This is a genomic window from Ciceribacter azotifigens (genome assembly GCF_048159625.1).
Lineage (GTDB): Bacteria > Pseudomonadota > Alphaproteobacteria > Rhizobiales > Rhizobiaceae > Allorhizobium > Allorhizobium azotifigens.
Genome location: NZ_JBLQTA010000006.1, coordinates 36,360 through 62,649, shown reverse-complemented (window position 1 = coordinate 62,649; position 26,290 = coordinate 36,360). Strand labels below are relative to the sequence as shown.

The following is a 26,290-nucleotide window of genomic DNA, read 5'->3' as shown; positions in this document are numbered from 1 at the left end:
GGGGCGCTCAGGCTGCTGCCGGTCACAGGTCGACGCTGTTGGGCAGGATCACCAGGTCGCGGATCGTCACGTTCCGCGGGCGCGTCAGCATGAAGAGGACGGCATCCGCCACCTCCGTCGGCTGCATCAGGCTGCCGTTCGCGAGCGCCTCCTCCATCTTGGCCTTCGGCCAGTCATCGAGGAGCGCCGTGACGACGGGACCCGGCAGCACGGCACCGACGCGCACGCCATGCTGCGCGACCTGACGGCGGGTCGAATGGACGAAGGCCTGCACCGCGAACTTGGAGGCCGTATAGATCGGCTCCCAGACGACCGGCACCACCCCGGCGATCGAACTCGTAAAGAGGATATCGCCGGACTTCTGCGCGATCATGTGTGGCAGTACCGCATGGACCGAGCGGAAGGCCGCATTGATATTGAGGTTCAGCATCCGGTCCCAGGCGTCCGGATCGCCCTCTGCAACCGGCCCGCCGATATAGGCACCCGCATTGGCGTGGAAGACGTCCAGGCCGCCGGCGACATCGAGGATCCGCGGCAGCATGCCGGAGACTTCCGCGCCGTTCAGAAGGTCGACGACCAGCGGCTGGGCCCTTTCGCCGAGCTCGTCGCACAGCGCGTCGAGCTTCTCCCTGGCGCGGTCGATCAGCACCACCGTCGCACCTTCCGCGATGAGCGTGCGCGCGCATGCGAGCCCGATGCCCGACGCCGCCCCGGTGATCGCGGCAATCTTGCCCTTCATGAGATCGGTCATGATTCTTCTCCAGTCTTTCTGTTCAGGCGCGACCGTGGCTGACACGCGAGCGGCGGGCAAGCGAGTCGACGATGACGGCAATGGCGAGCACGGCGCCGGTGATCATGTAACGCAGCGATGAGCTGAGGTTCAGAAGCGTCAGGCCGTTCGAAATGGCCTGGATGACGATGATACCGAGGAGCGCCGAATAGGCGCTGCCGCGACCGCCAAACAGGCTCGTTCCCCCGATGACCGCCGCGGCAATCGCGTTCAGGTTGACGTCGCCCGTTCCGGCCTGCTGGCTGGACGAGGCAAGCCTCGAGGCCGAGAGGATTCCGCCGAGCGTGGCGAGCGTCGAACACAGCATGAAAGCGCTGAGATAGATCCGCCGCACATTGATGCCCGAGCGTCGCGCGGCTTCCCGGTTTCCGCCGACGGCGAACATCGAGCGACCCCACTTGGTCTTGGTGAGCGCATAGTTCAGGACGACGACCAGTAGGACGAAGAGGCCGAACATCCACGGCACGCCGCGACCGACGTTGAGATAATAGATGGCGCCTTCGAGTGCGAGCGTCAGAGCTGCCGCCTTGAAAACGAGCGCGCTCAACGGCCGGGAGGAAAGATTGACGATCTGCCGGCGCCGGCGGACGGCAAGCCCCGCGACGATAATAACCGCTCCGGGCACCAGCGCCAGCAAGTGCGATAGCCATGCCGGCATTACCAGGATCTGGCCGAAGCGGACGAGCGGCGAGGCATAAGGCAGGTTGATGCTGCCCGTCGGTCCGAGAATGTAGAGCTGCATCCCGAGCAGAGCGAGTAGACCGGCGAGCGTGGCAACGAAACTCGGCATGCCGAGCCGGGTGTAGAGAAGCGCATAGAGAGCGCCGACGGCAGCGCCGGTCAGGAGTGCAACGAAAATCGCGAGCGGCAGCGGCACACCCGAATTCACCCAGAGCACACCGATGATGGCCGATGCCAGTCCGCTCATCGATCCGACGGAGAGGTCGATTTCGCCAAGCAGAAGAACGCAGACGATGCCGAGCGAAATGATGCCGACAGTCGCGCAGTCGAAGAGCAGGTTGACGAGGTTGTTCGGTGCCAGGAAGATCGGATTGAGGATGCTGAAGACCGTCGAGATGACAATCAGGCCGACCGCGACGGGCAACATTCCGAGGTCTCCGGAACGCACCCGCCCGACGAAGGCGCGGACCATGCCGGAGATTCCCTCGGCATGCGTCACGCGCTCGTCGCTGCGATCGAGTGCCTTTGAAGACGGACGGCTTTGATTGGACATGTCGGTACTCATGCTGGGTTTCCACCGAGGTCGGCGCGCTCGCCGGACTTGCGGTCGATCCGGCGCGAGACTGCATTCTCCGTGGCGCCGGTGATGGCCGCCACGAGTTCGTGGTTCGAGGCATCCGGGCTGAAAACGCCGTTGTTGCGCCCGAGCCGGAGAACGACGATGCGGTCTGCCACCGCGCGAACATCCTCCATATTGTGGCTGATTATGATGACCCCGAGACCGCGCTCACGCACCCGCTCGATGAGGTTCAGCACCTCGGCCGTCTGGGCAACGCCGAGTGCGGCCGTCGGCTCGTCGAGCATGATGATCTTGGGGTCGAGCAGCAGAGAACGGGCAATGGCGACCGTCTGTCGCTGGCCACCGGAGAGAGAAGCAATCGGCTCGCGCACGGACGGGATGCGCGCTGCGAGTTCCCTGAGCAAGGTCCAGGCGCGCACTTCCATCGCCACCTCGTCGAGGTTCCACGGAGACATCTCGTGGCCGAGGAAAAGGTTGGCGACGACGTCCAGGTTTTCGCATAGCGCAAGGTCCTGGAACACGGTCGCAATGCCGAGTTCGAGCGCGCGGCTCGGACTGTCGAGGGCAACTTCCTTGCCGCAGAATTCGATCCGCCCGGAGCTCGGTTGATGAACACCGGCGAGGATCTTGATCAGCGTAGACTTGCCCGCGCCGTTGTCACCGACGAGCGCCACGACCTCGCCGGCCTTGACCTCGAGCTCGATGTCGGTGAGGGCGGAGACCGCGCCGAAATTCTTCGAGACATTGCTCAGTTTCAGGATGATCTCACCCTTTGTGGACAGGCCACTGTCGTTTCGCACCATGACAAGACGCTCTTTTCGGATACTGGGCGCACCCGGCCGGAGCGAACCCCGACCGGGCACCTTGGGAGGTTACATTACTGGGTAATACCCAGCTTCTTGCAACCCTCGGCATATTCGCCGGTGCAGACTTCCTCGGGCTTCTGGATGCCCTTGTCGAAGATTTCTGCCTTGATGTTCTCCGCCGTGACGACCGCGGGCACGAAGAGCTCGGAAGCGGTATTGTAAAGGGTGGTCTTGGCTTCCGGCGTCTCGCCCTTCAGCAGCTTGACCGCGACGTTGGCCGCAGCAGCCGCGACGATTTCGGACGGCTTCGAAATCGTGTTGTACTGGTCGCCCGAGATGATCAGCTGCAGCGCCGCAATCGTCGCATCATTGCCGGTGACCGGTGGAACCGGATTGACGCCGGCTGCCTTGAACGCAGCGATCGCGCCACCGCCGGTACCGTCATTGGCGGCGACCACGCCCTTGATGTCGGCGCCGAAGCGGGTGATCTGGCCGGCCGCCCATTCCTGGGCCTTCGGCGGCGCCCATTCCGGCGTGTCGAACTCGGCAAGCGTCTTGTAGCCGGAGTCCTTCAGACCACGATGGATACCGTCGCGGATGAGGCCGGCCGCAGCGTCGGTCGGCGAGCCGTTGATCTGCAGTACGCCCGAGCCCTCCGGGACGCTGGAGGCCTTCAAGTGATCGACGAGCGACTTGGCGATCGCGTAGCCGATGCCTTCGTTGTCGAATGAAACGTAGAAGTCGGCGGGTTTGTCCGGGATCGGGCGGTCATAGGCGACAACCTTGACGTCCTGGGAATGGGCGATCTCGACGAGAGCCGCGGCCGCCGCGGAGTCGACCGGATCGAGGACGATGACCTTGGCGCCCTGGGCGATCACCGAGTTGAACTGCTGCTGCTGCAGCGCCGCGTCGGCGTTGGCGTTCTGGTAGATCACGGTGCAACTCGCGCAAAGCTTCTCCATCTCCGCTTTGAAGCCCGGATAGTCGTGCTCCTCGTAACGGGTTGATGCCTGATCGGGCATCAGAAAGGCGACCGTCGCAGCTTCCTGCGCCGACGCGGAACCGGCGAACATCGCGGCAGCGCCGACCGTTGCCATGAGCATCGAACGAATTTTCATCTTACTCTCCTCCTTGAATGGGCGAACCCGTTTCGAGAGACACAATCCAGGTATTTGCCCCTGCCTTCGTCATCCCGGACCGGACGGTGCCGGACGGCCGCAGTTCTGCGTCCGTCGCCGATCCTCTCGACGCCGTTCTCGGTGACGGTTTCTTGCGGGACAACTCCCGGTCGACCCTCCTTAGCCAACCAACTTCATCGATTGCGCAACATTGCTCAATCGATGAAGCAACAATTGCCACCATCACTCTTTGCTGTCAAGGTGGCTTTCACAGGAGGACTTCGTGAATCAGAGACGACCAGCAAAGAAGAAGACGATCTACGACCTCGCCGAGCTCGCCGGGACCTCGGCGAGCGCCGTCAGCGCGGTGCTCAATGGCACCTGGAAGAAGCGCCGGATCAGCAGCCAGCTCGCCGAGAAGATCAGCCGGATTGCCGAGGAACAGGGCTATGCCGTCAACATGCAGGCGAGCCTGCTGAGGCGGGAGAAATCGAAGATCATCGGAATGATCGTGCCGAAATACGACAACCGCTACTTCGGGTCGATCGTCGAAACTTTCGAAGCGATGGCACGCGAGCGCGGACTGTTCCCGATCGTCACGTGCACGCGGCGCGATCCGGACCTGGAAGTGGAAGCGGCGCGCACCATGCTCTCCTACCAGGTCGAATGGCTGATCGCGACCGGCGCGACAAATCCGGACCGCATCACGGACATCTGCCTCGCGTCCGGCGCCCACAGCATCAATCTCGACCTGCCCGGCTCGAAAGCACCGTCGGTCATCTCGGACAACTTCGCCGGCGCGCGCGAACTGACCCGGCGAACCCTCGTCAATTGCCGCAACAAGCTCGGTGAAGCATCACCGCTGCTCTTCATCGGCGGCCGCGGTAGCGATCACAATACGGCCGAGCGCGTCCGCGGCTTTCGCGCGGCGCACCAGGACATGGGCATTCCGATCGATGAGCGTCACATCCTCACCTGCGGCTACGCCCCGGAGAAAGCGGAGAGTTCGCTGGCAGCCCTGGCCGCCGCGGAGGGGCCCCTGCCCCGCGGCATGTTCGTCAATTCGACGATCTCGCTCGAAGGCGTGATGCGCTGGATCAAGACCTCCCACCATTTCGAGGGCCGGTCACCGATCATCGGCTGCTTTGACTGGGATCCCTTCGTCACACTTCTCGGCCATGACGTCGAAATGGTCCGGCAGGACGTGAAGGGCATGCTCGAGGCGGTCTTCACGATCATCGACAAGGGCGGTTCGGAAACGGCGCTGATCGAGGTTCCACCGACGTTCGCCTGAGGCCCGCGCCGGGCCGGGTGAAACGAGTTTCGCCCACGCACTGAGAAATACCCCCTGGAACGCCGCTCATATAGCGCGGTCGCGCAGGCGGCAATATCGATCTTACGGTCCCGTCATTCCTGAGCGTGCACCGTCGGTCTGGATTTCAAGCGCCGCAAGGCCACCCGCGGGGTAGATGGCATGCACGGGTTCTCGGCCGGGTGTCAGTGTGAAAGATGCGATCCCGTCCAGCAATGCGTCGATCATTACCCGTAACTGCATTCTCGCCAGGGCAGCACCGGGGCACACGTGAATGCCGGCGCCATAGAGCAGGTTTGGCGCTTGATCGCGGTCAGGACGGTATTGATCAGCGTCCTCGAAAACGGCCGGATCGCGGTTCGCCGATGCCCAGATCACCGTCACCCTGTCGCCCGCCTCGATCTGGCGGTCGCCGATGACGACAGCTTTCGTGGCGATGCGCCGGTTGGATATCAGAGGACCATTGAGGCGGAGAATCTCGTCGATCGCGAGCGGAAGGCACGTGCGATCCTTGCGCAAGTGCGACTGGATCTCCTGATTCTGTGCGAGAAAATGCACGATGATCCCGACACAGGCGGCGATTGTCCCAAGCTCGCCGACGGTCCAATTGCGCAGGATGCTGACGATGTCAGCGTATTCAAGTTGCTCGCCGCCAATTGTCTGCCGCATAAGGTCGGTGGTGATATCTTCCGGTACCGCTCCACCCGCAAATTTGCGCGCATCGAGCTGTGCGCGGATGTAGCTGTCGAACTCGAGCGCGATCGACGCCATCGCCTCCGTGTCACGGGCAAGCGTCGCTTCGCGGTTCTTGCGCACCCATTGACGCAACGGGTCGTACAGCCCCTCGGGCCAACCGAGAAAACCGCACTGAACCCGAACGGCGTATGGCTCGGCAAGGCTCGACATCACTTCCCAGCCGGAGCTCGCCTTTAGCGAGCTTAGAAGTTCGCCGGCAATCCGGCGACATACCGGCTCGAAGGCGTCGACCCGTTGCTGCGTGAAATAGCGTTCGATCAATTGTCGGTAGCCGGTGTGTTCGGGAGGATCCATGCCGTTTGGCACGGACGGGTGCTGCGAAACAACATTGCTGAAACTGCGATGGTCCGCCACAACCTGCAGAACGTCCGCATGTCGAAAGAGGGACCAGCCGAGATAGTCGCTATGTGCAACCGGACAGCGCTCGCGCATAGCGTCGTAAGCGCTTATCTGATCTCTCTGCACTTCCCCGCTTCTGGGATCCCAGTCAGTTTCGTTGCCCTCTGGCGATTGAGCCGCACTGGGATTCGTTCTGCTATTCGATCTCATTCGCTCTTGATTCCGGTTCTCGGGCCAGCAGCCATTTGCGCAGGAGTTGCCGTTGCGTTCTTTGTCGTCCAGCAAACAGGCAGCCGGCTTTACCGGCGCGACGCAAGGCGCCGGCGTCTCAGCACGTCTCGCACGCCAATTAGGACGCCGTCGGTCGCCAATGCTGAGCGTGCTCACGCTTCCTCACAAGTTTGAGAGCCCTCGGGTTGGTTGCGCTTCCGCAAAGAGAACAAAGCCTGCGCACGGCTTACTCGTGACAGGTACATCTTAAGAGGACTCAACGATGTCGGGCTTCCGCAACGCTCTCTACGCCGCCGCAGCTTCGGCGCTCGCCCTCACATCAAGCCAGCCGTCGCTGGCGGCAGGCAATCACCAGCATCCGGCGGAAAACGGAACGGCAGACAAGCCACTCGACATCGTCCGGCAGTCGACCGAGCTCCCGCCGTCGCTTCAACGGAGGGGACCCGAAACCGTCACGGTGAACCTGGAGACGGTCGAAGTGACCGGAGCGATCGCTGACGGGACGACCTATCATTACTGGACCTTCAACAGAAAGGTGCCGGGGCCCTTCGTCCGCGTCCGCATCGGAGACACGGTGAATGTCGAACTGACGAATGCGGCCGACAGCAGCGAGCGCCACAGCGTCGACTTCCATGCCGTCACCGGACCCGGCGGCGGTGCAGTGGCCACGGATGCCGCGCCCGGAGAGACCAAAGGCTTCTCGTTCAAGGCCGTGAAGCCCGGCCTCTACGTCTATCACTGCGCAGTGCCGCTTGCGGCCCAGCACATCGCAAACGGGATGTACGGACTTATCCTCGTCGAACCGGCGGAAGGCCTGCCGCCGGTCGATCGTGAGTTCTACGTCATGCAGGGAGAGCTCTACACGGAAGAAACTTTCGGTACGAAAGGAAAGCTCACTGCGAGCACCGAAAAGCTGCTTGCCGAGCAGCCGGAATATTATGTGTTCAATGGCGCGGACAAGGCATTGACGAACGAGAAGGCATTGAGAGCGAGAACCGGCGAGACCGTCCGCATCTATTTCGGTGTCGGCGGACCGAACAAGACGTCGAGCTTCCACGTGATCGGCGAGATCTTCGACAAGGCATACGATCTCGCTTCGCTGACTTCCGGCCCCTTGACCGACGTGCAGACGATCACCGTACCGCCGGGCGGCGCCTCGGTGGTTGATCTCACCCTCGACGTTCCCGGGGAATACACGCTGGTCGACCACGCGCTCTCCAGGGCAGCACGCGGCCTCGTTGGAAAGCTGATCGTCGAGGGCGACGAACGGCCCGACATCTTCACCGCAGCAACGGCGGTTAGTGGGCACAGCGGCCACGATGCGCACATGTCCGATCACATGTCCGAGTGAGCTGGGATACAGCATTTCACTACCGAGGAAGGACCGACCTCAGCGACTACTGTGTCATCTGACCGAGCACATCCCGCGGCGGGCGAGCGTCAAACCACCCCGCCTCCTGATCTTGCGCCACGACGCCGGGGATTGCCTCAACTGTCACGCCCCTCTGCCGCAACCAGCCCGCCCGCGCGGCCTCACAAACCGGGTATTGACGATCAGAAGAGCAGAGCCGCACGACGCGCTTTCCGGCGAGTGCCAGAGCGAGAGCCTCATCGGCCAAGCCCGACTTGCCATCTACACCCATACCGAGGGGAACACGTTCCGCCTCGCGCCGCGCGAGCTCCAGCACGCCACTGGTAATGTCGTCGTCGAAGAAAATGACGTCGGCGGATTGCAGGGCGCGGACCGCCTTCAGGGTCAGAAGCTCGGGATCGGACGGATGCGCGCCGACAAAAACAAGATGACCACCGGATGGTCGTGCGGCGAGAATGTCCGCCTCGTTGAGAAGCGCAACCGCTGCACCCTCCTCCGGAGACTCGCCGCCGGCAAGGGCGCGCTCGACAAAGCTTTCCCAGAAGACCCGGCGCAGCGGGCCGGGTAAAAGGCGCTCATTAAGCCGCTCGCGGACCTTTTGCGCAATGTCGACCCACGCCCCGAGCGTGAAAGGTAGCAGCGTCTCGATGCGGCGGCGGATCGCCTGCGCGAGAATCGGAGCGGCGCCGTCCGTCGAAATGGAGACGATCACCGGCGACCGGTTGACGATCGAGCCGAAGCGAAACCGGCAGAAGGCTGGCCGATCGATGACATTTGCGGGAACGCCCATCGCGTCCGCGGCACGGCAGAAGGCTTCGGCTTCGGCCTCGTCTGCGCAGTCCGCGACCGCAAGCGCCATGCCGGCAAAGCTGTCCGGGAACCAGGTGCGAGGATGATAGACGAGCCGGGATGCCGTTCTATGCTCCGAAAATCCGGCCAACTCCCGCATCGGCTCGCTCATCTCCGCATCGGCGGCGAAGACGTGTACCTCCGCTCCGGCGGCAGCCAGAAGCTCGGCCTTCCACGCCGCGCTTGCGGAACCGCCGGCGACAATCACCCTCCTGCCCCGAAGCTCCCAGAACACCGGGAGCGCCGCGAGCGGCGCAATCCGCCCACGGCAACCTTCCTCACTCGGCTGCGAGTGTCTGCGTGCCATCGATGATCCTTCCGATTTCCGAGCGGCAGGAGCCGCAATTCGTCCCGGCTGAGAGTGCGGCGCCGATCGCCTCGACGCTGCGACAGCCCTTGCGGGCGGCGGCCGCGATCTGGTTCACACCGACCGCAAAGCAGGAGCAGACGATGGCGCCGATATCCGGACGGTCGGCACCGGGCCGGCCGGCGACGATCGCTTGGCGCCTCACGGCGTCGGCGTGTGCGCGGGAGAGCTGCGAGACCGCCCAGCTCCGCGACACGGCAACCGGCTCGGCGGAGACAAAGAGCGCGGCGAGAAGTCGCCCCTCGGCAAAGAAGGCGATCCGGTAGTCCGCGCCACTGAGGTCGACATAGCGCGCAATCTCGGCCCCGGCCGGTACGCCGAAGACCTGTCGCGCCCAGGCGCCCCAATCGTCAACGACTGCGTCGAAGCCGAGCTCCACCCGCCAGCCGCCGTCGGCGCGGGCCGATGCCCAATAGGCGGTGTCCAGCCCTTCCGGCCGACACGCACTGACCGCGAAACCGTAGGCTCGCGCCCCATAACGCCGCGCGGCGATAGCGACGTGTTTCGATGCCGGTTGCCCCGAAACCGGATCGGTGACCGGGGAGACCAGGGTACCGATACGGCCAAGGAATGCAGTCTCGTCTGTCCAGTGCATCGGCACGAAGACACAGCCGCGACTCTGGCGGTGTGAAAGCAGCGCCCGGACAACGACCCGCGCACCGTTCTCGGCATAAAGCTCGACGAGGTCCGCGTCGGAGATCCCGTACTCGACGGCATCCAGCGGATGCATCTCGGCGAACGGCTCGGCGGTATGGGCGGACAATCGTGCGCTCCTGCCGGTCCGTGTCATCGTGTGCCAGTGGTCACGGACACGTCCGGTATTAAGGACCAGAGGAAAGTCGGGGCTGACGCGCGACGGTGCAGTTGAGTGCACGGCGACGAAACGGGCGCGTGCATCAGGATGGAAATACCGACCGTCTGCGAAGAAGCGGCGCTCTGCGGCAGCTTCGCCGGAGCGCTGCGGCCACTGGAACGGCGCGAGGGCTTCGTAGGCCTCGGCCTCGCTTTCGGCATGGGCACCGATGTCGAACGCGCGGCCTCCCTCGTTCTCGAAGGCGGAGAGAGCGGCGTGCTCGGCGAAGATCTCGGCCGGGGAAGTCCAGGCGAAGGCCTCGGCAAACCCCATGCGCCGCCCGACTTCGGCAAGCTGCCACCAGTCTGGCCGCGCCTCGCCCGGCGCAGGACGGAACGGCCTCTGTCGGGAGATACGGCGCTCGGAATTTGTGACCGTGCCGGCCTTCTCGCTCCAGCCCGCCGCCGGCAAGAGGACATGCGCGAGGCGAGTGGTGTCGGTCCGCTTCTCGATGTCGGAAACGACGACGAACGGGCAGGCTTCGATCGCCGCGCGGACGCGATCGGCGTCCGGCATCGAGACGACCGGGTTGGTGGACATGATCCAGAGCGCCTTGATGCGTCCATCCGCAACAGCCTCGAACATGTCGACCGCCTTGAGGCCCGGCTTGTCGGCGATCACCGGAGAACCCCAGAAGCGCTGGACGCGCCTACGATCGGACGGGCTCTCGATCGCCATATGGGCCGCAAGCATGTTTGCAAGGCCTCCGACCTCGCGACCGCCCATGGCGTTCGGTTGACCGGTAAGCGAGAAGGGTCCCATGCCGGGCCGGCCGATCCGGCCCGTCGCGAGGTGGCAATTGATGATGGCGTTGACCTTGTCGGTCCCGATCGACGACTGGTTGACCCCCTGGCTGTAGCAGGTCACCACTCTCTCCGTTCTTTCGAATAGCGAGAAGAAGCGACGGATCGCGACGGTCGGGAGCCCTGTTTGCTGCCCCAGGTCCGCAATCGACAATCCGCTGACAGCGGCGCGAACCTCGGAGAAGCCGTTGGTGTGGGCCGCGATATAGGCGTAGTCGAGCGTGCCCGTCTCGGCGAGATGCGCGAGAAGGCCGTTGAAGAGCGCCACGTCGCCATCGGCCCGCACCGGCAGATGCAGGTCTGCGATCTCGGAGGTCGCGGTGCGGCGGGGATCGATCACGACGACCTTCATCCCGGGACGGGCAGCCTTGGCAACGGCCAGCCGTTGATAGAGCACCGGATGGCACCAGGCCGTGTTGGAGCCGACGAGCACGACAAGATCAGCGCATTCGAGGTCGGTGTAGCTGCAGGGCACGACGTCGGCGCCGAAGGCACGCCGGTGGCCGGCGACGGACGACGCCATGCACAGGCGCGAATTGGTGTCGATGTTCCCCGAGCCGATGAAGCCTTTCATCAGCTTGTTGGCGACGTAATAGTCCTCGGTCAGCAACTGCCCGGAAACATAGAAGGCGACGGAATCCGGGCCGTGCTCGGCGACAGTCCGGCGGAAGGTTTCAGCGACGAGATTAAGCGCACCGTCCCAACCGGTCCGTTCGCCACGGATTTCGGGGTAAAGAAGCCGCCCGTTCTCTCCGAGTGTCTCGGCAAGTGCCGAGCCTTTGGAGCAAAGCCGCCCGAAATTTGCCGGGTGATCGGGATCGCCCTTGATGTCGACACTGCCACTGTCGCTAACCGTCGCGATGACGCCGCAGCCGACGCCGCAATAGGGACAAGTGGTACGGGTTTCAGTGGACATTGCGACCTCTGCGTGCAGATAGTGCCTGTGGGACGACCTTCATCCGCGCAGCCCTTGTATGCACGACGATGAATGTGTATATAAATGCGCACTGGAGCCTTGATTGATTGAGCGCGACAGCCGAAAGATTATCCAACGCCTGAAAGAGGAAGGCTTCGAGCTGATATCGGTCAGGGGCTCACACCATAAGTTGCGGCGCGGTCGCCACACGGTAATTGTGCCACATCCAAAGAAAGACTTGCCCCTCGGAACCGCCCGCGCCATCGCAAGGCAGGCAGGTTGGACGGAACAGGACTGAGTGTCATGCGCCATTACATTGCCATTGTTCATAAGGAGCCGGAAAGCGCCTTCGGCATATCCTTTCCCGATCTGCCGAACGTTTATTCCGCAGCGGACGCAGAAGACGACTTGATCCATAACGCCGTCGAAGCCTTGCGTCTGTGGGCGGAAGACGAGGTACTCCCCAGCCCGACGCCGGTCGAACGTTTGATTTCCAGGGCCGATGTGCATGCGGCTCTGACCGCCGGTGCATTTCTGATCCGTGTCCCATTGATCGAGGATGACGCACGTGTTGTGCGTGCGAACGTAACGTTTGAGGCCGGCACGCTCCGCGCCATCGACGAGGCCGCGGCCAAACGAGGCCTGACGCGCTCCGCCTTTCTTGCGAGTTGCGCCCGCAGGGAAATCGAAGCCACCGGATAGGCGATGCTTCCCGCACATACCGCGCGGCCGCGTCACCATTTCGAGGGATCGCCCGTCGCGGCGACCCTTTGGGGAGACAAGTCGCATCGGTCTCACTCTGCCGCCGCGAGCATGCTCTCGAGGAAAATCGACAGCCGGCCGCCTTCATTGCGAAGCGGGATCGTACGCACGGCCCCCTCATCGGCGCCGAGGGCTTGCCCGCTCTCCAACGAGATCACCCAATTGTGCAGCGGGCAGGTCACCGCCTTGCCGTGGACAATGCCCTCCGAAAGCGGCCCGCCCTTGTGGGGGCACTGATCGTCGATGGCAAAAACCTCGTTTTCGGCGGTCCGGAACACGGCGATCTTACCCTCCGGTGTCTTCACGCAGCGTGCGCCGCGCACGGGAATGTCGTCGATATCGCCGATAGCAATCCAGGTCATGGTTTCTCTCCTTTTTTTGAAAGCCTTGCGGGATGGCTACCCTCCCCTCGAGGGGGAGGTGGTCACTCCGCCGCCTCGCTGAAACCGACGCTCGCCATCGGCCGGAATTCATGCTTGTCCTTGCCGGAGACGCGCTCGGACCACGGATCGACCTGCGCGAACTTCTGGCTGAAGACGAAGCGGTCGAAGTAGGCGCGGCGCCTCTCGACGTCGTCGAGAACCTGCCGACGCACCTCGTCGACACCGACGCGCTTTGCCCACTTGTAGATGCGTTCGAGATAACGGGCCTGCTCGCGATACATCTGCGTGAGCGCGGCGATCACCTCGAGCGCTTCATCCTCGGTCTTCACGAGGCCCAGTATCTCCGTACCCTTGATGTCGAGTCCGGCCGCACCGGCGAAATGGATTTCGAAGCCCGAGTCGACGCAGATCACGCCGACATCCTTGCAGGTCGCTTCCGCGCAGTTTCGCGGACAACCGGAGACCGCCATCTTCACCTTCGCGGGCGTCCAGGAACCCCACATGAATTTCTCGATGCGGATGCCGAGACCCGTCGAATCCTGGGTGCCGAACCGGCACCAGTCCGAACCGACGCAGGTCTTCACCGTGCGCAGTCCCTTGGCGTAAGCCTGGCCCGAGACGAAGCCCGCCTTGCCGAGTTCGGCCCATACGGCGGGAAGGTCCTCCTTCTTCACGCCCAACATGTCGATACGCTGACCGCCGGTCACCTTGACCATTGGAATCTCGAACCTGTCGACCACGTCGGCGATCGCCCGCAACTCACCGGATGACGTGACGCCACCCCACATGCGCGGGACGACCGAGTAAGTGCCGTCCTTCTGGATGTTGGCGTGCACGCGCTCGTTGACGAAGCGCGACTGATAGTCGTCGGCATATTCGTCCGGCCAGTCACAGACGAGATAGTAGTTGAGCGCCGGGCGGCACTTGGCGCAGCCGCACGAGGTCGTCCACTCGAGTTCCTGCATCACCGCCGGAATGGTCTTCAGCTTCTTCGCCTTGATTAGCCGGCGGACATCGTCATGCCCGAGATCCGTGCAGCCGCACATCGGCGTCACGGCGGCGGGGTTGTAGGCATCGCCCAGCGTCAGCGTCATGAGTTGCTCAACCAGGCCGGTGCAGTTGCCGCAGGAGGCCGAGGCCTTGGTGTGTGCGCGCACACCGTCAAGTGTGGTCAGGCCCTTGTCCGTGATCGTCGCGACGATCTTGCCCTTACAAACGCCGTTGCAGCCGCAGATCTCCGCATCATGCGGCAAGGCTGCAACGGCCGCCATAGGGTCCAGCGGGGCACCCCCCTGGTAGGCCTGGCCGAAAATCAGGGTCTCGCGCATCTCGGAAATGTCGGCGCCCTTCTTCTTGAGGTCGTTGAACCAGGGCCCGTCGCCAGTATCGCCGTAGAGAACCGTACCGATGATACGGTCGTCCTTGATGACCAGCCGCTTGTAGACGCCCGCCGAGGCGTCCCGTAGGACAATCTCTTCCCGGTCGTCGCCGTCGGCGAAGTCCCCGAGTGAATAAAGGTCGATGCCAGTCACCTTCAGTTTCGTCGGCGTGTCCGAATGGACGAAGGCGGGCGTGCTGTCGCCGGCAAGGTGGGCGGCCGCCACGCGCGCCATCTCGTAGAGTGGCGCCACCAGGCCGTAGACCATGCCGCCAACCTCGGCGCATTCGCCGAGCGCAAGGATGTTGCCATCCGAGGTCCTCATCCCGCCGTCGACGACGATGCCGCGGTTGATTGCAAGTCCGGCATCCTTGGCAAGCCCGACGCTCGGACGAATCCCGACCGCCATCACGACGAGGGTCGCGGGAATGATACGGCCGTCCTCGAGCTCGACGCCTTCCACGCGGCTTTCTCCCAAGATCGCCTTGGTGTTCGCCTTGCACATGACCTTGATGCCACGTTCTTCTACCGCCCTCTGCAGAAGATAGCCGGCCGCCGGGTCGAGCTGGCGCTCCATCAGCGTCGGCATGACGTGCAGCACGGTCACGTCCATGCCGCGCTCGGCAAGACCCGCGGCCGCCTCGAGACCGAGCAGGCCGCCGCCGATGACGATGGCCTTCTCCCGCGATTGTGCCGCCAGCAACATCGCGTTCACATCATCGAGATCACGATAGGTGAGGACACCCGGCAGATCCTTGCCCGGCAAGGGAAGGATGAAGGGGACCGAGCCGGTGGCGATCACCAGCTTGTCATAGCTCTCGGTCACGCTGTGGTCGGAGGTGACCGTCTTCGCCGCGCGGTCGATCGCGACGATCTTGTGGCCCTTGTAGAGCGTAATGCCGTGATCGATGTACCAGCCGTCGCCATGAATGACGATCTGCTCGTAGGTCTTCTCACCCGAAAGGACCGGAGAGAGCATGATGCGGTCATAATTGACGCGCGGCTCGGCGTTGAAGATCGTGACCTGGTACCGGCCCGGCGCCTGTTCGAACAGGTGCTCCAGCATGCGGCCCGGAGCCATACCGTTGCCGATGATGACGAGTTTTTCTGCCATGGTTCTTACTCCGCGGCTTCGACGAAGCGATGGCGCTCGTAGAGGAACTTGAGCACGGCTTCGCGGGATTTGAGATAGGTGCGGTCGGAGGCAAGCGCGATGCGGTCGCGCGGACGCGGGATCGGGACGTCCAGCACTTCGCCGATGCGGGCGGCCGGGCCGTTGGTCATCATGACGATCCGGTCGGAGAGCAGTACCGCCTCGTCGACATCATGGGTAATCATGATCATCGTGTTTGCGAGCCGGGCATGGATCGCCATCACGGCATCCTGCAGGTGAGCGCGGGTGAGCGCGTCGAGCGCCCCGAAGGGCTCGTCGAGCAGCAGGATCTTCGGTTCCATGGCGAGTGCCCGGGCGATGCCGACACGCTGCTTCATGCCGCCGGAGATTTCCGAGGGATGCTTGTCCATTGCATGCGCCATCTGGACGAGGTCGAGATTGCGCATGACCCAGTCGTGTTTCTCCGCCTTGGACTTCCTGCCGGCGAAGACCTTCGAGACGGCGAGATTGACGTTCTCGTAGACGGTCAGCCAGGGGAGCAGCGAGTGGTTCTGGAAGACCACTGCCCGTTCCGGGCCGGGCGCATTCACCTCCTGGTTCTCGAGAAGGATGGCACCGGCGGTGACCCGGGTCAGGCCGGCGAGAAGGTTGAGCAGGGTCGACTTTCCGCAGCCGGAATGGCCGATGATCGAGACGAACTCACCTTTTCCGATGGTGAGAGTGACGTCCTTCAACACTTCCGTGGTCGCACCGGCGCGCTGGAAGCTTTTGTCGACATGGTCGATCTTTAGATAGGGGTTCATTGATCAATCCTCCTCAGTTGGCCGCGGTGCCGCGGGTGACGACCTTGCCGAGGAGGGCGACGAGCTTGTCGAGGACAAAGCCCGTCACGCCGATATAGGCGAGCGCCACGATGATGTCGGAGAGGCGCGACGAGTTCCACGCGTCCCAGATGAAGAATCCGATGCCGACGCCGCCGGTGAGCATCTCTGCCGCAACGATGGCGAGCCACGAGAGACCGACGCCGATCCTCAAGCCGGTGAAGATGTAGGGGGCGGCGGCCGGCACCATGATACGGATGAAGAATTCCAGGGGGTTCAGGCGCAGCACGCGGGCGATGTTGCGGTAGTCGTCCGGGATGTTGCGCACGCCGACGGCGGTGTTGATGATCACGGGCCAGATCGAGGTGATGAAGATCACGAAGATCGCCGAGGGATTGGAATCCTGAAACGCGGCGAGCGACAGCGGCAACCAGGCGAGCGGTGGCACGGTCCGAAGGATCTGGAAGATCGGATCAAGGCCGCGCATTGCCCAGACCGACTGACCGACGAGAGCGCCGAGCATCACGCCGACGACAGCCGCGAGCCCGAAGCCGATCGCCACGCGCTCGAGCGAAACGAGGACGCGCCAGGCGAGCCCGATATCCTGCGAGCCATAGTCGAAGAAGGGATAGGCGATCAGGTCAAAGCTATCGACCCAGACCTGCGAGGGCGGAGGCAATGTCGCCCCCGGCTGGGAACAGGCGATCTGCCAGATCGCCAGCAGCACGGCCGCCATGACGATGGGCGGCAGGACATTGCGCAGCATCGGCGCGGCGAACCGACCGAGGTTCGCTCTGCGGGGCTGGCGTTTCGCCATGGTGACGACGATGCTGCTCTTCGTCACCGGGCCGGTGATCGGTGCCTCGGCCTTGCGGGCGGATGCAGTCATGGTGTGGTCCTCTTTCGAGTGCGTCGTTTCGTCAGTGTGCCCCTCAGCCGTGCTCCGAATGAGGGGCCGGCTTCCTCAGGCGCCCGCCTTGATTGCGAGACTTTCGAGGTAGGCCTTGGGGTTTTCCGGATCGAAGACCTTGCCGTCGAAGAAGGTCTCGGGGCCGCGCGAGGTGGACGCCGGGATGTCGGCGTCGGCGACGCCGAGGTCCTTCGCGGCAGCGCGCCAGATGTCCTCGCGATTGACCTTGTCGACCAGCGCCTTGACGTCGGTGTCGGGCGCGAACTTGCCCCAGCGGATGTTCTCGGTGAGGAACCAGGCGTCGTGGCTCTTGAAGGGATAGGACGCGTGATCCTTCCAGAACTTCATTTCGAGGCCGGAATTCTCCACCACACGGCCGTTGCCGTAGTTGACGTTACCCTTCAGGCGACCGGCGACATCCTTTGGCGGCACGTTGAACCATTGCCGCTTGCCGAGGATCGTCGCCATTTCCTCCTTGTTCTCCATGCTGTCGGCCCACTGCTGGGCTTCCATGACGGCCATCATCAGGGCCTTGGCGGCCTTCGGATTCGTGTCGATCCAGTCGGAACGCAGGCCAAGCGCCTTTTCCGGGTGCCCCTTCCACAGTTCGCCGGTCGTACAGGCTGTGAAACCGATCCCCTGGTTGACGAGCTGCTCGTTCCAAGGTTCGCCGACGCAGAAGGCGTCCATGTTGCCGACCTTCATGTTGGCGACCATCTGCGGCGGGGGAACCACGATCGTGGAAACGTCCTTGTCCGGATCGATACCGCCGGCGGCGAGCCAGTAGCGAAGCCAGAGATCGTGGGTACCGCCGGGGAAGGTCATGGCGACCTTGATCTCGCCGCCCGCCGCCTTCTTTGCAGCAAAGGCCTCCCTGAGCTTGGAAGCATCGAGACCAACGCCCGTCGACGCGTATTCCTTGGCAACCGAGATGCCCTGGCTGTCGAGATTGAGACGAGCGAGGATGGACATCGGCACGGGGACGTTGTTCTGCGTCACCTTGCCGGTCGAGATGAGATAGGGCATGGGCGTCAGGATATGGGCGCCGTCGATTCCGTTCGCCGCGCCGCCCAGCACGAGGTTGTCGCGGGTGGCGCCCCAGGATGCCTGCTTGAGGATTTCGACGTCCGGAAGACCACACTTCTCGAAGAATCCCTTTTCCTTCGCGATAATCAGAGGAGCCGCGTCGGTGAGCGCGATGAAGCCCAGCTTCACGCCGCTGACTTCCGGCCCGGCAGAGGCCGCAAATGCGCCCGACGGGAACGCGGAGCGGACCGCTCCGATCAGCGCGGTAGCGGCTGTTGTCTTCAGGAGGCTGCGGCGACTGAGGCCCTGTCCATCCGTCTTCGTCATCTGTTCTTCCCCTCTGTTCACGGAGATCCGGAAACTAAAAAACGCCGCAGGGGTCATGCGTCGGCGGACCTGGGAGGAGGCCCGGACAGCAATACCTTGCGACGTCGGTGTCTGATGTGGACGCGCCTTTGGCGCTCATCTGCTTTCCGGTCGCCGTTGACCGGTGCGATAAATGACACGCAAGCAGCGTGCCACACTCGCAAGAAAACCATTATGTCATTGATGTATTTGTGTAAAACAGACAGATTCTATTGCATGATTATCTTTTACGCACGCAACAGAATGCATATTTACAAGGCGATTGCCTGTCGGCGACATCTAGGAGAGCCGGACAATTGTGCAATGCGCTCGGCGCTACGCCTCGTCGTGCGAAGTCCCCGCCGCGCGTTCGCTCCGCACGGCGAAGCCCGCCACGTAGTCGGCGACACGGGCCGGATCAAAGACGTGACCATCCATGAAACGGTCAGCCGCGTCGGCGCCCTCCACGCGCAGATCCGCGTCCGCAGCCGGTGCGGCTTCCGCCCCGAGCGCAAGGCGATAGAGATCGGGACGAAAGGCCGAAGCCGCGACGGCCACGCCAGCCGGGGAGAACGTGACCTGCCCCCAGCGGATCATCTGGCTGTAGATCCAGAGCGCCTCGCCCGGTCGCGGATAATTGGCGAAGCCACCGTGAAACCGGAAATAGTCCTTGATGACGCGGCGATTACCCTTGGCGTCGAGACTGAATTCGCCTGCAAGCACATGGCGGATGATGTCGACCGGCGCGGCGATGAAACGGGGATCGGCGAGCAGCTCTGCGAGCGCATCATGGTTTTGCGGGTCGTCGCACCAGCGGGCGGCAGCATCGAGCGCCACGAGGAGGCGCGATACCGTCTCGGGATGGGCTTCCGCCCATTCCGGTCGCATGCCGAGCACCTTCTCGGGTGCCGACGGCCAGATGTCCTGTTTGGCCGCGACGATGCGACCGACGCCGCGCTCAGAGGCGACCATGTTCCACGGCGCGCCCACGCAGAAGCCGTCGATCGCTCCCGCTGCCAGCGCATCCGAGGTAAGCGGCGGCGGCACCACGACCAGCTTCACGTCGCGGTCGGGGTCGATGCCGCCGGCCGCAAGCCAATACCGGAACTCGTAATTGTGCGAGGAAAAGGGATAGGTCATGCCGAGCGTGGGCGGCTGCTCGCCCTTCTCGCGCATGTCGGCGAGCACGGTCGCCAGCGCACGCGCGTTCTCGAGCGCGGAAGCGCCATCGCCGAGCCCTGCCAGCGCCTGCATGCGCTCGAAGAGTCGCAGCGACAGAGTGATCGCATTGCCGCCACGACCGAGCGAAAACGGCGCGATCGTCGGCGAGGGATTGGAGCCCAGTCCCAGCATCGACGCGACCGGCATCGGCGACAGCATGTGGGCCACGTCGAACTGCCGGAAAGCGAGCCGGTCCCTGACATTGGCCCAGGAGACGTCGCGAACGAGATCGAGTCCGAGGCCTTCGCGCGCGGCAAACCCGCACTCCGAAGCGACAATCAGCACGGAAGCGTCCATCAGCGGAATAAAGCCGGCGCGCAAGACCTTCGGCTCCGGCCGCCGCCCGAGCGCCGGCGAGGCGTGCATTTCCATGCCTTTCGAACCTGCGTCTTTGCGGTCTGTCGTCATGTCATTCACTCCGGTTCCTCCGGACAGCGCCAACGATCACAGCAGGAGCCCCGCCGCGGTGACGACACTCTGGGCGATTTCGGCAAGCTTCTTCTTCTCGTTCATCGCGGTCTGGCGCATCAGCGCGAAAGCCTCCTCTTCGGAGAGCCCGCGCATCTCCATGAGAATGCCCTTCGCCCGCTCGATGACCTTGCGCTCCTCGAGCGCGCTGCGGGCGTCTGCGAGTTCGCGCTGCAGCCGGCTGAAGGCGTTGAAACGGCTCACCGCCATGTCGAGAATCGGCTTCACCCGCTCCTTTCTGAGCCCGTCGACGACATAGGCGGAGACGCCCGCATCGACCGCGGCCTCGATCGAGGCCGTGTCGGAGCGATCGACGAACATGGCGATCGGCCGACTGACGGTCCGCGTCAGTTGGAAAAGATGCTCCATCATGTCGCGGTTCGGGTTTTCGATATCGATGATGATGACGTCCGGCGCCAGTGTCTCGACCACCCGGGCGATGCCGTGCATCTCGTGCGCGACGGTAACCCGCGTGTGCCCAGCCTCGCGCAAACCTTCCTCGATGATCGCGCCGCGAACGGCGTTCTCGTCAATCACAAGAATGGTCAGGTCAGGATGTGACATCCCCTATTGATGGTGCATCGCAGCAATCCTGACAAGTGGGTTCTCGTAGCGGCACCGGAGACGCCGGCATCGCCCCACTATTCCGGAATATTGAAAGAGCGCCGGAAATAGGAACGCACCGCCTCCATCGCCGGCGTGAACTCGGCATTGCGACGCCAGGCGAGCCCGACATCCATCGAAGGGATCGGGTCCTTGAGCGCGATCGTCTCGATACGACGCCCCTCGAGCGACCACGGGCGGTGAACCATATCCGAGAGGATCGCGACGCCCTGTCCGTTGGCGACCAGCGATCGCACCGCCTCGACAGACGATGTTCGAAGCGTGATCCTCGGCAGATAGGGTGTCTGGCTCCAGTAGCGCAGCGACGTGTGGGAGGCCTCGTCGACCGTCAGCATGATGTAGTTCTCCTCTGCCACTTCCCTGAACCCGACGCTTTCCTGCTCAAGCAGGCGATGACGGGCCGAGACCCAGAGCCGGCGCTGGGAACTCAGGAGTTTCTCCGTCGCCAGTTCCGGGTTGAGGATGTTGGATGTCAGCATCACTGCCAGATCGTAGCGGTTGGTCAGGAGCCCCTCTTCGATGGATTCGCGGTTGAGTTCGAACAACTGGATCTCGATACCCGGAAACTGCCGCCGCATGCGCTCGATATGAAAGGGCAGGAAATAGCCGATGACGGTGTAGGTGGCGGCGATCGTCAGCGTGCCCTTGACCTCCGCGGACACCAGATTGAGCTGCGTCGCCTCGTCGATCTTCTGCAAAATCTCGTAGGCCTGAGAAAGGAAGCGCCGACCGGCAACCGTCAGGTCCATGCCGTGGGGCGTCCGCTCAAAAAGGCTGGCGCCGACCGTCGCCTCGAGATCCTTGATCGCGGTTGTCACCGCCGACTGGGAGATCGCGAGATTCACCGCGGCCTGCGAGACCTGGCCAGATTCGGCAGTGGCGACGAAATAGCGAATTTGACGAAGGCTGAGCGACATCGGCTATCCATACAATCTGAATCGACGATAGGTTATATCAATTTTTCAGAATGAGAAGCGCGTAAATTGTGGCTCCTCCAGAGTTCACCCGTTCTTGCGCGTCATAACATGCTGATTTCACGTTCACGAGACGCGATGAGGCAGAAGCGATCGAATTCTCTTTTCCAAATACATGGCTTTCAAAAATAGAATTTTTCAAATGAAACATTTCTTCATACCGTCTTCTGACAAGGATGAAGGCATCGTATTGCATTGCACAAAATGCAGGCAGAACAGGGAAGAAAAGTGGCACTCGAGGTCGTGGACATCAATTGTGATCTGGGCGAGGCGTTCGGCCGCTGGCACGTCGGCGATACCGACGATGCCGCCCTGATGGGACTAATCAGCTCCGCCAATATCGCGGCCGGTTTCCATGGCGGCGATCCGAACCTGATGGATCATACGGTCCGCCTCGCCGTCGAGCATGGTGTCGGCGTCGGCGCCCATCCCGGCTATAACGACCTGCAGGGCTTCGGTCGGAGGAAGATCAACGGCACGGCCCGCGAACTCGTCAACGATATAGTCTACCAGGTTGGCGCATTGCGTGAATTTGCCCGTCGCCACGGCACCAACCTGCAGCACGTGAAGCCCCATGGCGCACTATACATGGAAATGGCCGTCAACCCGGAGCTCGCGCAGCTCTTCATCACCTATATGCGTACGGTCGCACCGAACGCCTACGTCTTTTGCATGGCCGGGTCCGCGACCGAGAAGGCTGCCATCGAGGCCGGCCACCCCGTCGTCCGGGAGTTCTATGCGGACCGTGATTACGACGAAAGCGGCTCCATCGTCTTCACCCGCGACGCGGGACGCCCCGATCCGGCGGCGATCGCCCGCAAGGTGGTGCGTGCCTGCACCGAAGGCCGGGTGACGGCCGTCACCGGCAAGGACATCGAGGTTCCCTTCGAGAGCATCTGCTTCCATTCCGACACCCTGGGTGCGCTCGATATCGTCCGCCATATGCGCGAAGCCCTGATTGCCGAAGGCATCCGCATCGCGCCCATTTCAGAAATCGTCAGATAACGGGAGACCACGATGAGCAAGCTCGAGATCAAATCACCCCTGCCCGGAACCTTTTATCGCCGGTCGTCTCCCGACGCGGCACCCTACAAGCAGGATGGCGAGAGCGTTTCAGCCGGCGACGTCATCGGTCTCATCGAAGTGATGAAGACCTTCCACGAAGTCCGCGCCGACGTCACCGGAAGCGCGATCACCTTCGTCGCCGAGGACAACGAGCCGATCATGGCCGGCCAGGTCATCGCCGAGGTCGAGGCATGAGCATTTCGTCGATCCTCGTCGCCAACCGGGGCGAGATTGCCGTCCGGATCATTCGCGCCGCCCAGGCGCTCGGGATCAGGACCGTCCAGGTCCACTCCGCCGCCGACCGTGACATGTTGGCCGTGAAGCTCGCGGACCAGGCAGTCGAAATCGGTCCACCCTCGGCAGCAAAGTCATACCTCAACATCGAAGCCGTGCTGAAGGCCGCTCGCGAGACCGGCGTCGACGCTGTCCACCCGGGCTATGGCTTCCTCTCGGAAAATTCCGCCTTCGCGAAGGCTGTCGAAGACGCCGGACTCATCTTCATCGGGCCCCGCCATGATGCGATCAGTCTGCTCGGCGACAAGGTCGAGGCGCGCAAGGTCGCAAGCCGTGCCGGCGTTCCGACTGTTCCCGGTTCCAACGGCCGGATCGACGACATCGCCGCCGCGCGCGAAATCGTCGAGGAGATCGGTTTTCCGGTCATGATCAAGGCGGCCGCCGGCGGCGGCGGTCGCGGCATTCGCATCGCCGAGAACATGGAGGACTTCGAGCGGCACTTCCCGCAGGCGTCTGCCGAGGCGCTCGCCGCCTTCGGCGATGGTGGCCTCTATGTCGAGAAGGTCATCACCCGCGCCCGCCATGTCGAGGTCCAGATCCTCGGAGACGGCAGGAACGCGATCCACTGTTTCGAACGCGAGTGCTCGCTCCAGCGACGCCGCCAGAAGGTCTGGGAAGAAGCCCCCTCCTTCCGGCTGCCGGAGACCGTCCGCAAGGCGCTCTGCGAGAGCGCCGTCGCGCTCGCGCGGGAAGTCGGCTATCGCGGGGCGGGTACCGTCGAATACCTCTATGACGACGAAACCGGCGCATTCTACTTCATCGAAGTGAACACCCGCATCCAGGTCGAACATCCGGTGACCGAGATGATCACCGGCATCGACCTGGTCCAGGAGATGATCCGAATCGCCGGGGGCGCCGAGCTTTCGATCCGCCAGGAGGATGTCGCGATCCGCGGTCACGCAATCGAGTGCCGGATCAACGCCGAGGACCCCATGCGCGGGTTCCTGCCCGGTCCCGGCCTTGTCGAGGCGCTCGGCGTTCCGGAAGGTGACGGCGTCCGTTTCGACACCATGCTCTACGACGGCTACCAGGTTCCGCCCTTCTACGATTCTCTCCTCGGCAAGCTGATCGTCTGGGGTGAAAGCCGCGACCACTGCCTCGACCGGCTCGGAGAGGCTCTCGACAATTTCGAGATCCGCGGCCTCGCAACGACCATTCCTCTCCACCAGGCGCTGGCGTCCGACCCGTCGGTGGCAGCGGGCGACGTCCACACACGCTTCCTGGAGCCGTGGCTGGAGACGGAGTTCAAGGCCTTTGTCGCATCCAAGGAGGTTGCCTGATGCCCATGCGCTATACGTTCGGAGGTGACGAACACCTCTTCGTCGAATGCTCCGAGGAGATGTCGCTCGAGGCCTTCTTCAACTCGCTGTCGATGACGACGGGCATCAAGCAGGCGAAGATCAAGGGCGTGACCGAAATCTGCCCGGCGAACGCCTCATTCCAGATCAAGTTCGACCCCGACGTCATCCACCCGAACGACATCCTGAAGGAAGTCCAGGCGATCGAGGCGGCGGCTGCGAAGTCGGAGCCTGTGATTACCACCCGCATCATCGAGATCCCGGTCTTCTACAACGATCCGTGGACGCACGAGACGCTGATGCGTTTCCGCGAGCGCCATCAGGATCCGGACAGCACCGACCTCGAATACGCCGCACGCATCAACAATTACGGCTCGGTCGACGACTTCGTCGCTGCCCATTCCGGCTCGCCCTGGTTCGTCTCCATGGTCGGTTTCGTCTCCGGCCTGCCCTTCATGTACCAGATGGTCGAGCGCCAACGGCAGATCCAGGTACCAAAATACCTGCGCCCGCGCACCGACACGCCACGCCTCACCGTCGGCCATGGTGGCTGTTTCGGCTGCATCTATTCGGTTCGCGGCGCCGGCGGCTACCAGATGTTCGGCATTACCCCGATGCCGATCTACGACCCGACCCAGACAACCTCCTACCTGAAGGACTTCATGGTGTTCTTCCGTCCCGGCGACATCGTCAAGTTCAAGCCGGTCGACCGCGACGGTTACGACCAGGCAGTGGAAGACGTCGACAAGGGTCGCTTTGCCCCACCGATCCGCGAGGTGAAGTTCGACCTCAGGGAATTCCAAAAAGACATCGACGGCTACAACGCGAAGCTGGAGGGCGTTCTCCATGGCCATTAAGGTTCAACATCCAGGTCTCGCCACCACGGTCCAGGACCTCGGTCGTCCCGGCTATTTTCATCTCGGCATTCCGCTCGGCGGCGCCATGGATCGCCTTGCGCTGAAAGCCGCCAACCTCCTCGTCGGCAACGAGGAAGGGGCGGCCGGCCTCGAAGCGGTCTTCGTCGGACCGAAACTCGAATTCACCGAAGATGCAATGGTCGCCGTGACCGGAGCCGAGATGCCGATCAGGGTGGACGGTGAGGAGAGGCCCGGCTGGACCGCGTTCAAGGTCAAGGCCGGCCAGGTGCTCTCCTTCGACTTTCTGAAGACCGGCGCGCGCATCTACATAGCCGTTTCCGGCGGCATCGACGTGCCGCTCGCTCTCGGTTCCCGTTCAACCTATGCGATCGGGGCACTCGGCGGCTTCAAGGGCCGGCCGATCGCGGCCGGCGACGAACTGCCGGTCGGCCCCGCAGGTGCGGCCATCGACGGCAAGTCGATCCCAGAAGCGCTCCGCCGTCGCCCTGGGATGCCGGCGGAACTGCGAGTGCTGCCTGGCCTCTACTGGCACCGCATTACCGAGGAGTCGGGGAAGAACTTCTTCGAAGACACCTGGAAGGTGGCGCCGGAAGCCGACCGCATGGGCTACCGCTTCCGTGGCGGACGCAAGCTCGATTTCGTTGCGCGCACACCGCCGTTCGGCGCCGGCTCCGATCCGTCGAACATCGTCGACAGCTGCTATCCCTACGGCTCCATCCAGGTTCCCGGTGGCACCGAACCGATCATTCTGCACCGCGATGCCGTCTCCGGTGGCGGCTACTTCATGCTCGGAACGGTGATCTCTGCCGACATGGACCTGATCGGCCAGCTCCAGCCGCATACACCGACCCGCTTCGTGAAGGTCGACATGGAAACCGCGCTTTCCGCGAGAAAGGACCGCGCCGCCCTGATCAATCAGATCCGCAACCTCTTCTGACCGCAGCAACCAACTCCAT

General features: G+C 63.2%; 24 protein-coding genes. 9 read left to right on the top strand and 15 right to left on the bottom strand.

The window, feature by feature from the left end; translation table 11 throughout:
- Window positions 1–22: 22 nt before the first annotated feature.
- The 4 genes from ACM6UT_RS11015 to ACM6UT_RS11000 all read right to left on the bottom strand — a co-directional run bounded on the left by ACM6UT_RS11015 (window position 23) and on the right by ACM6UT_RS11000 (window position 3,975).
- Window positions 23–751, bottom strand: coding sequence for an SDR family oxidoreductase (locus ACM6UT_RS11015; protein WP_416797385.1), 729 nt, complete (start codon window positions 749–751; stop codon window positions 23–25).
- 22 nt (window positions 752–773) lie between these two features.
- Window positions 774–2,036: a sugar ABC transporter permease gene (locus ACM6UT_RS11010; RefSeq protein WP_416797384.1), complete on the bottom strand. Its 1,263-nt coding sequence runs from the start codon at window positions 2,034–2,036 to the stop codon at window positions 774–776.
- Window positions 2,033–2,854 carry an ATP-binding cassette domain-containing protein gene (locus ACM6UT_RS11005; RefSeq protein ID WP_416797383.1) on the bottom strand — a complete coding sequence of 274 codons (822 nt, stop codon included), beginning with the start codon at window positions 2,852–2,854 and terminating at the stop codon, window positions 2,033–2,035. The genes ACM6UT_RS11010 and ACM6UT_RS11005 overlap by 4 nt, the downstream gene beginning before the upstream one ends.
- 74 nt (window positions 2,855–2,928) lie before the next feature.
- Entirely contained in the window at window positions 2,929–3,975 is a 1,047-nt protein-coding gene (locus ACM6UT_RS11000) for an ABC transporter substrate-binding protein (protein ID WP_416797382.1), read from the bottom strand.
- Window positions 3,976–4,258: 283 nt separating this feature from the next.
- Here ACM6UT_RS11000 and ACM6UT_RS10995 point away from each other — a divergent pair, with 283 nt between their 5' ends.
- Window positions 4,259–5,269 carry a LacI family DNA-binding transcriptional regulator gene (locus ACM6UT_RS10995; RefSeq protein ID WP_416797381.1) on the top strand — a complete coding sequence of 337 codons (1,011 nt, stop codon included), beginning with the start codon at window positions 4,259–4,261 and terminating at the stop codon, window positions 5,267–5,269.
- A gap of 102 nt (window positions 5,270–5,371) precedes the next feature.
- Here the strand turns inward: ACM6UT_RS10995 and ACM6UT_RS10990 are convergent, their stop codons facing one another.
- On the bottom strand, window positions 5,372–6,592 hold the full coding sequence (locus ACM6UT_RS10990) for a cytochrome P450 (RefSeq protein ID WP_416797380.1): 1,221 nt from the start codon (window positions 6,590–6,592) through the stop codon (window positions 5,372–5,374).
- 283 nt (window positions 6,593–6,875) lie between these two features.
- Between ACM6UT_RS10990 and nirK the strand changes: the two genes are divergently transcribed.
- Window positions 6,876–7,964, top strand: coding sequence for a copper-containing nitrite reductase (gene nirK / locus ACM6UT_RS10985; RefSeq protein WP_416797379.1), 1,089 nt, complete (start codon window positions 6,876–6,878; stop codon window positions 7,962–7,964).
- Window positions 7,965–8,010: 46 nt separating this feature from the next.
- On the opposite strand, the gene ACM6UT_RS10980 is transcribed toward nirK, so the two are convergent.
- The gene (locus ACM6UT_RS10980; protein WP_416797378.1) at window positions 8,011–9,141 is read right to left on the bottom strand and encodes an NAD(P)-dependent oxidoreductase; all 1,131 of its coding nucleotides are present in this window, start codon (window positions 9,139–9,141) and stop codon (window positions 8,011–8,013) included.
- Window positions 9,113–11,773 (bottom strand): nitrate reductase, encoded by a 2,661-nt coding sequence (locus ACM6UT_RS10975; protein ID WP_416797377.1) that lies wholly within the window; start codon window positions 11,771–11,773, stop codon window positions 9,113–9,115. The genes ACM6UT_RS10980 and ACM6UT_RS10975 overlap by 29 nt, the downstream gene beginning before the upstream one ends.
- Before the next feature lie 106 nt (window positions 11,774–11,879).
- Here ACM6UT_RS10975 and ACM6UT_RS10970 point away from each other — a divergent pair, with 106 nt between their 5' ends.
- Together ACM6UT_RS10970 and ACM6UT_RS10965 are read left to right on the top strand one after the other, a co-directional pair.
- Window positions 11,880–12,071 carry a type II toxin-antitoxin system HicA family toxin gene (locus ACM6UT_RS10970; RefSeq protein WP_416797545.1) on the top strand — a complete coding sequence of 64 codons (192 nt, stop codon included), beginning with the start codon at window positions 11,880–11,882 and terminating at the stop codon, window positions 12,069–12,071.
- Window positions 12,072–12,076: 5 nt separating this feature from the next.
- Window positions 12,077–12,475: a type II toxin-antitoxin system HicB family antitoxin gene (locus tag ACM6UT_RS10965; protein ID WP_416797376.1), complete on the top strand. Its 399-nt coding sequence runs from the start codon at window positions 12,077–12,079 to the stop codon at window positions 12,473–12,475.
- 92 nt (window positions 12,476–12,567) lie between these two features.
- Here the strand turns inward: ACM6UT_RS10965 and nirD are convergent, their stop codons facing one another.
- From nirD to ACM6UT_RS10925, 8 genes are all read right to left on the bottom strand, one after another.
- On the bottom strand, window positions 12,568–12,897 hold the full coding sequence (gene nirD, locus ACM6UT_RS10960; RefSeq protein WP_416797375.1) for a nitrite reductase small subunit NirD: 330 nt from the start codon (window positions 12,895–12,897) through the stop codon (window positions 12,568–12,570).
- Window positions 12,898–12,959: 62 nt separating this feature from the next.
- Complete coding sequence (nirB, locus tag ACM6UT_RS10955) at window positions 12,960–15,410, bottom strand: nitrite reductase large subunit NirB (RefSeq protein ID WP_416797374.1); 2,451 nt, start codon at window positions 15,408–15,410, stop codon at window positions 12,960–12,962.
- 5 nt (window positions 15,411–15,415) lie between these two features.
- A complete protein-coding gene (locus tag ACM6UT_RS10950) occupies window positions 15,416–16,213 on the bottom strand; it encodes an ABC transporter ATP-binding protein (RefSeq protein ID WP_416797373.1) in 798 nt (265 codons plus the stop codon).
- Window positions 16,214–16,226: 13 nt separating this feature from the next.
- Window positions 16,227–17,120 carry a nitrate ABC transporter permease gene (gene ntrB, locus ACM6UT_RS10945; RefSeq protein WP_416797372.1) on the bottom strand — a complete coding sequence of 298 codons (894 nt, stop codon included), beginning with the start codon at window positions 17,118–17,120 and terminating at the stop codon, window positions 16,227–16,229.
- Between the two features lie 75 nt (window positions 17,121–17,195).
- Window positions 17,196–18,494: a CmpA/NrtA family ABC transporter substrate-binding protein gene (locus ACM6UT_RS10940; RefSeq protein WP_416797371.1), complete on the bottom strand. Its 1,299-nt coding sequence runs from the start codon at window positions 18,492–18,494 to the stop codon at window positions 17,196–17,198.
- Window positions 18,495–18,848: 354 nt separating this feature from the next.
- Entirely contained in the window at window positions 18,849–20,105 is a 1,257-nt protein-coding gene (locus tag ACM6UT_RS10935) for a CmpA/NrtA family ABC transporter substrate-binding protein (protein WP_416797544.1), read from the bottom strand.
- 72 nt (window positions 20,106–20,177) lie between these two features.
- A complete protein-coding gene (locus ACM6UT_RS10930) occupies window positions 20,178–20,765 on the bottom strand; it encodes an ANTAR domain-containing response regulator (protein WP_416797370.1) in 588 nt (195 codons plus the stop codon).
- A 77-nt stretch (window positions 20,766–20,842) separates the two neighbouring features.
- Window positions 20,843–21,742 (bottom strand): LysR family transcriptional regulator, encoded by a 900-nt coding sequence (locus ACM6UT_RS10925; protein ID WP_416797369.1) that lies wholly within the window; start codon window positions 21,740–21,742, stop codon window positions 20,843–20,845.
- Between the two features lie 261 nt (window positions 21,743–22,003).
- Here ACM6UT_RS10925 and ACM6UT_RS10920 point away from each other — a divergent pair, with 261 nt between their 5' ends.
- Genes ACM6UT_RS10920 through ACM6UT_RS10900 form a run of 5 tightly spaced genes read left to right on the top strand, consistent with a single transcriptional unit; the run spans window position 22,004 to window position 26,271 of the window.
- A complete protein-coding gene (locus ACM6UT_RS10920) occupies window positions 22,004–22,804 on the top strand; it encodes a 5-oxoprolinase subunit PxpA (protein ID WP_416797368.1) in 801 nt (266 codons plus the stop codon).
- 12 nt (window positions 22,805–22,816) lie between these two features.
- Entirely contained in the window at window positions 22,817–23,059 is a 243-nt protein-coding gene (locus ACM6UT_RS10915) for an acetyl-CoA carboxylase (RefSeq protein WP_416797367.1), read from the top strand.
- Window positions 23,056–24,438: an acetyl-CoA carboxylase biotin carboxylase subunit gene (locus ACM6UT_RS10910; protein ID WP_416797366.1), complete on the top strand. Its 1,383-nt coding sequence runs from the start codon at window positions 23,056–23,058 to the stop codon at window positions 24,436–24,438. Before ACM6UT_RS10915 ends, ACM6UT_RS10910 begins: the two co-directional genes overlap by 4 nt.
- Window positions 24,438–25,313: a 5-oxoprolinase subunit B family protein gene (locus ACM6UT_RS10905; RefSeq protein WP_416797365.1), complete on the top strand. Its 876-nt coding sequence runs from the start codon at window positions 24,438–24,440 to the stop codon at window positions 25,311–25,313. The genes ACM6UT_RS10910 and ACM6UT_RS10905 overlap by 1 nt, the downstream gene beginning before the upstream one ends.
- Window positions 25,303–26,271, top strand: coding sequence for a 5-oxoprolinase subunit C family protein (locus ACM6UT_RS10900; RefSeq protein WP_416797364.1), 969 nt, complete (start codon window positions 25,303–25,305; stop codon window positions 26,269–26,271). Before ACM6UT_RS10905 ends, ACM6UT_RS10900 begins: the two co-directional genes overlap by 11 nt.
- Window positions 26,272–26,290 lie beyond the last annotated feature (19 nt).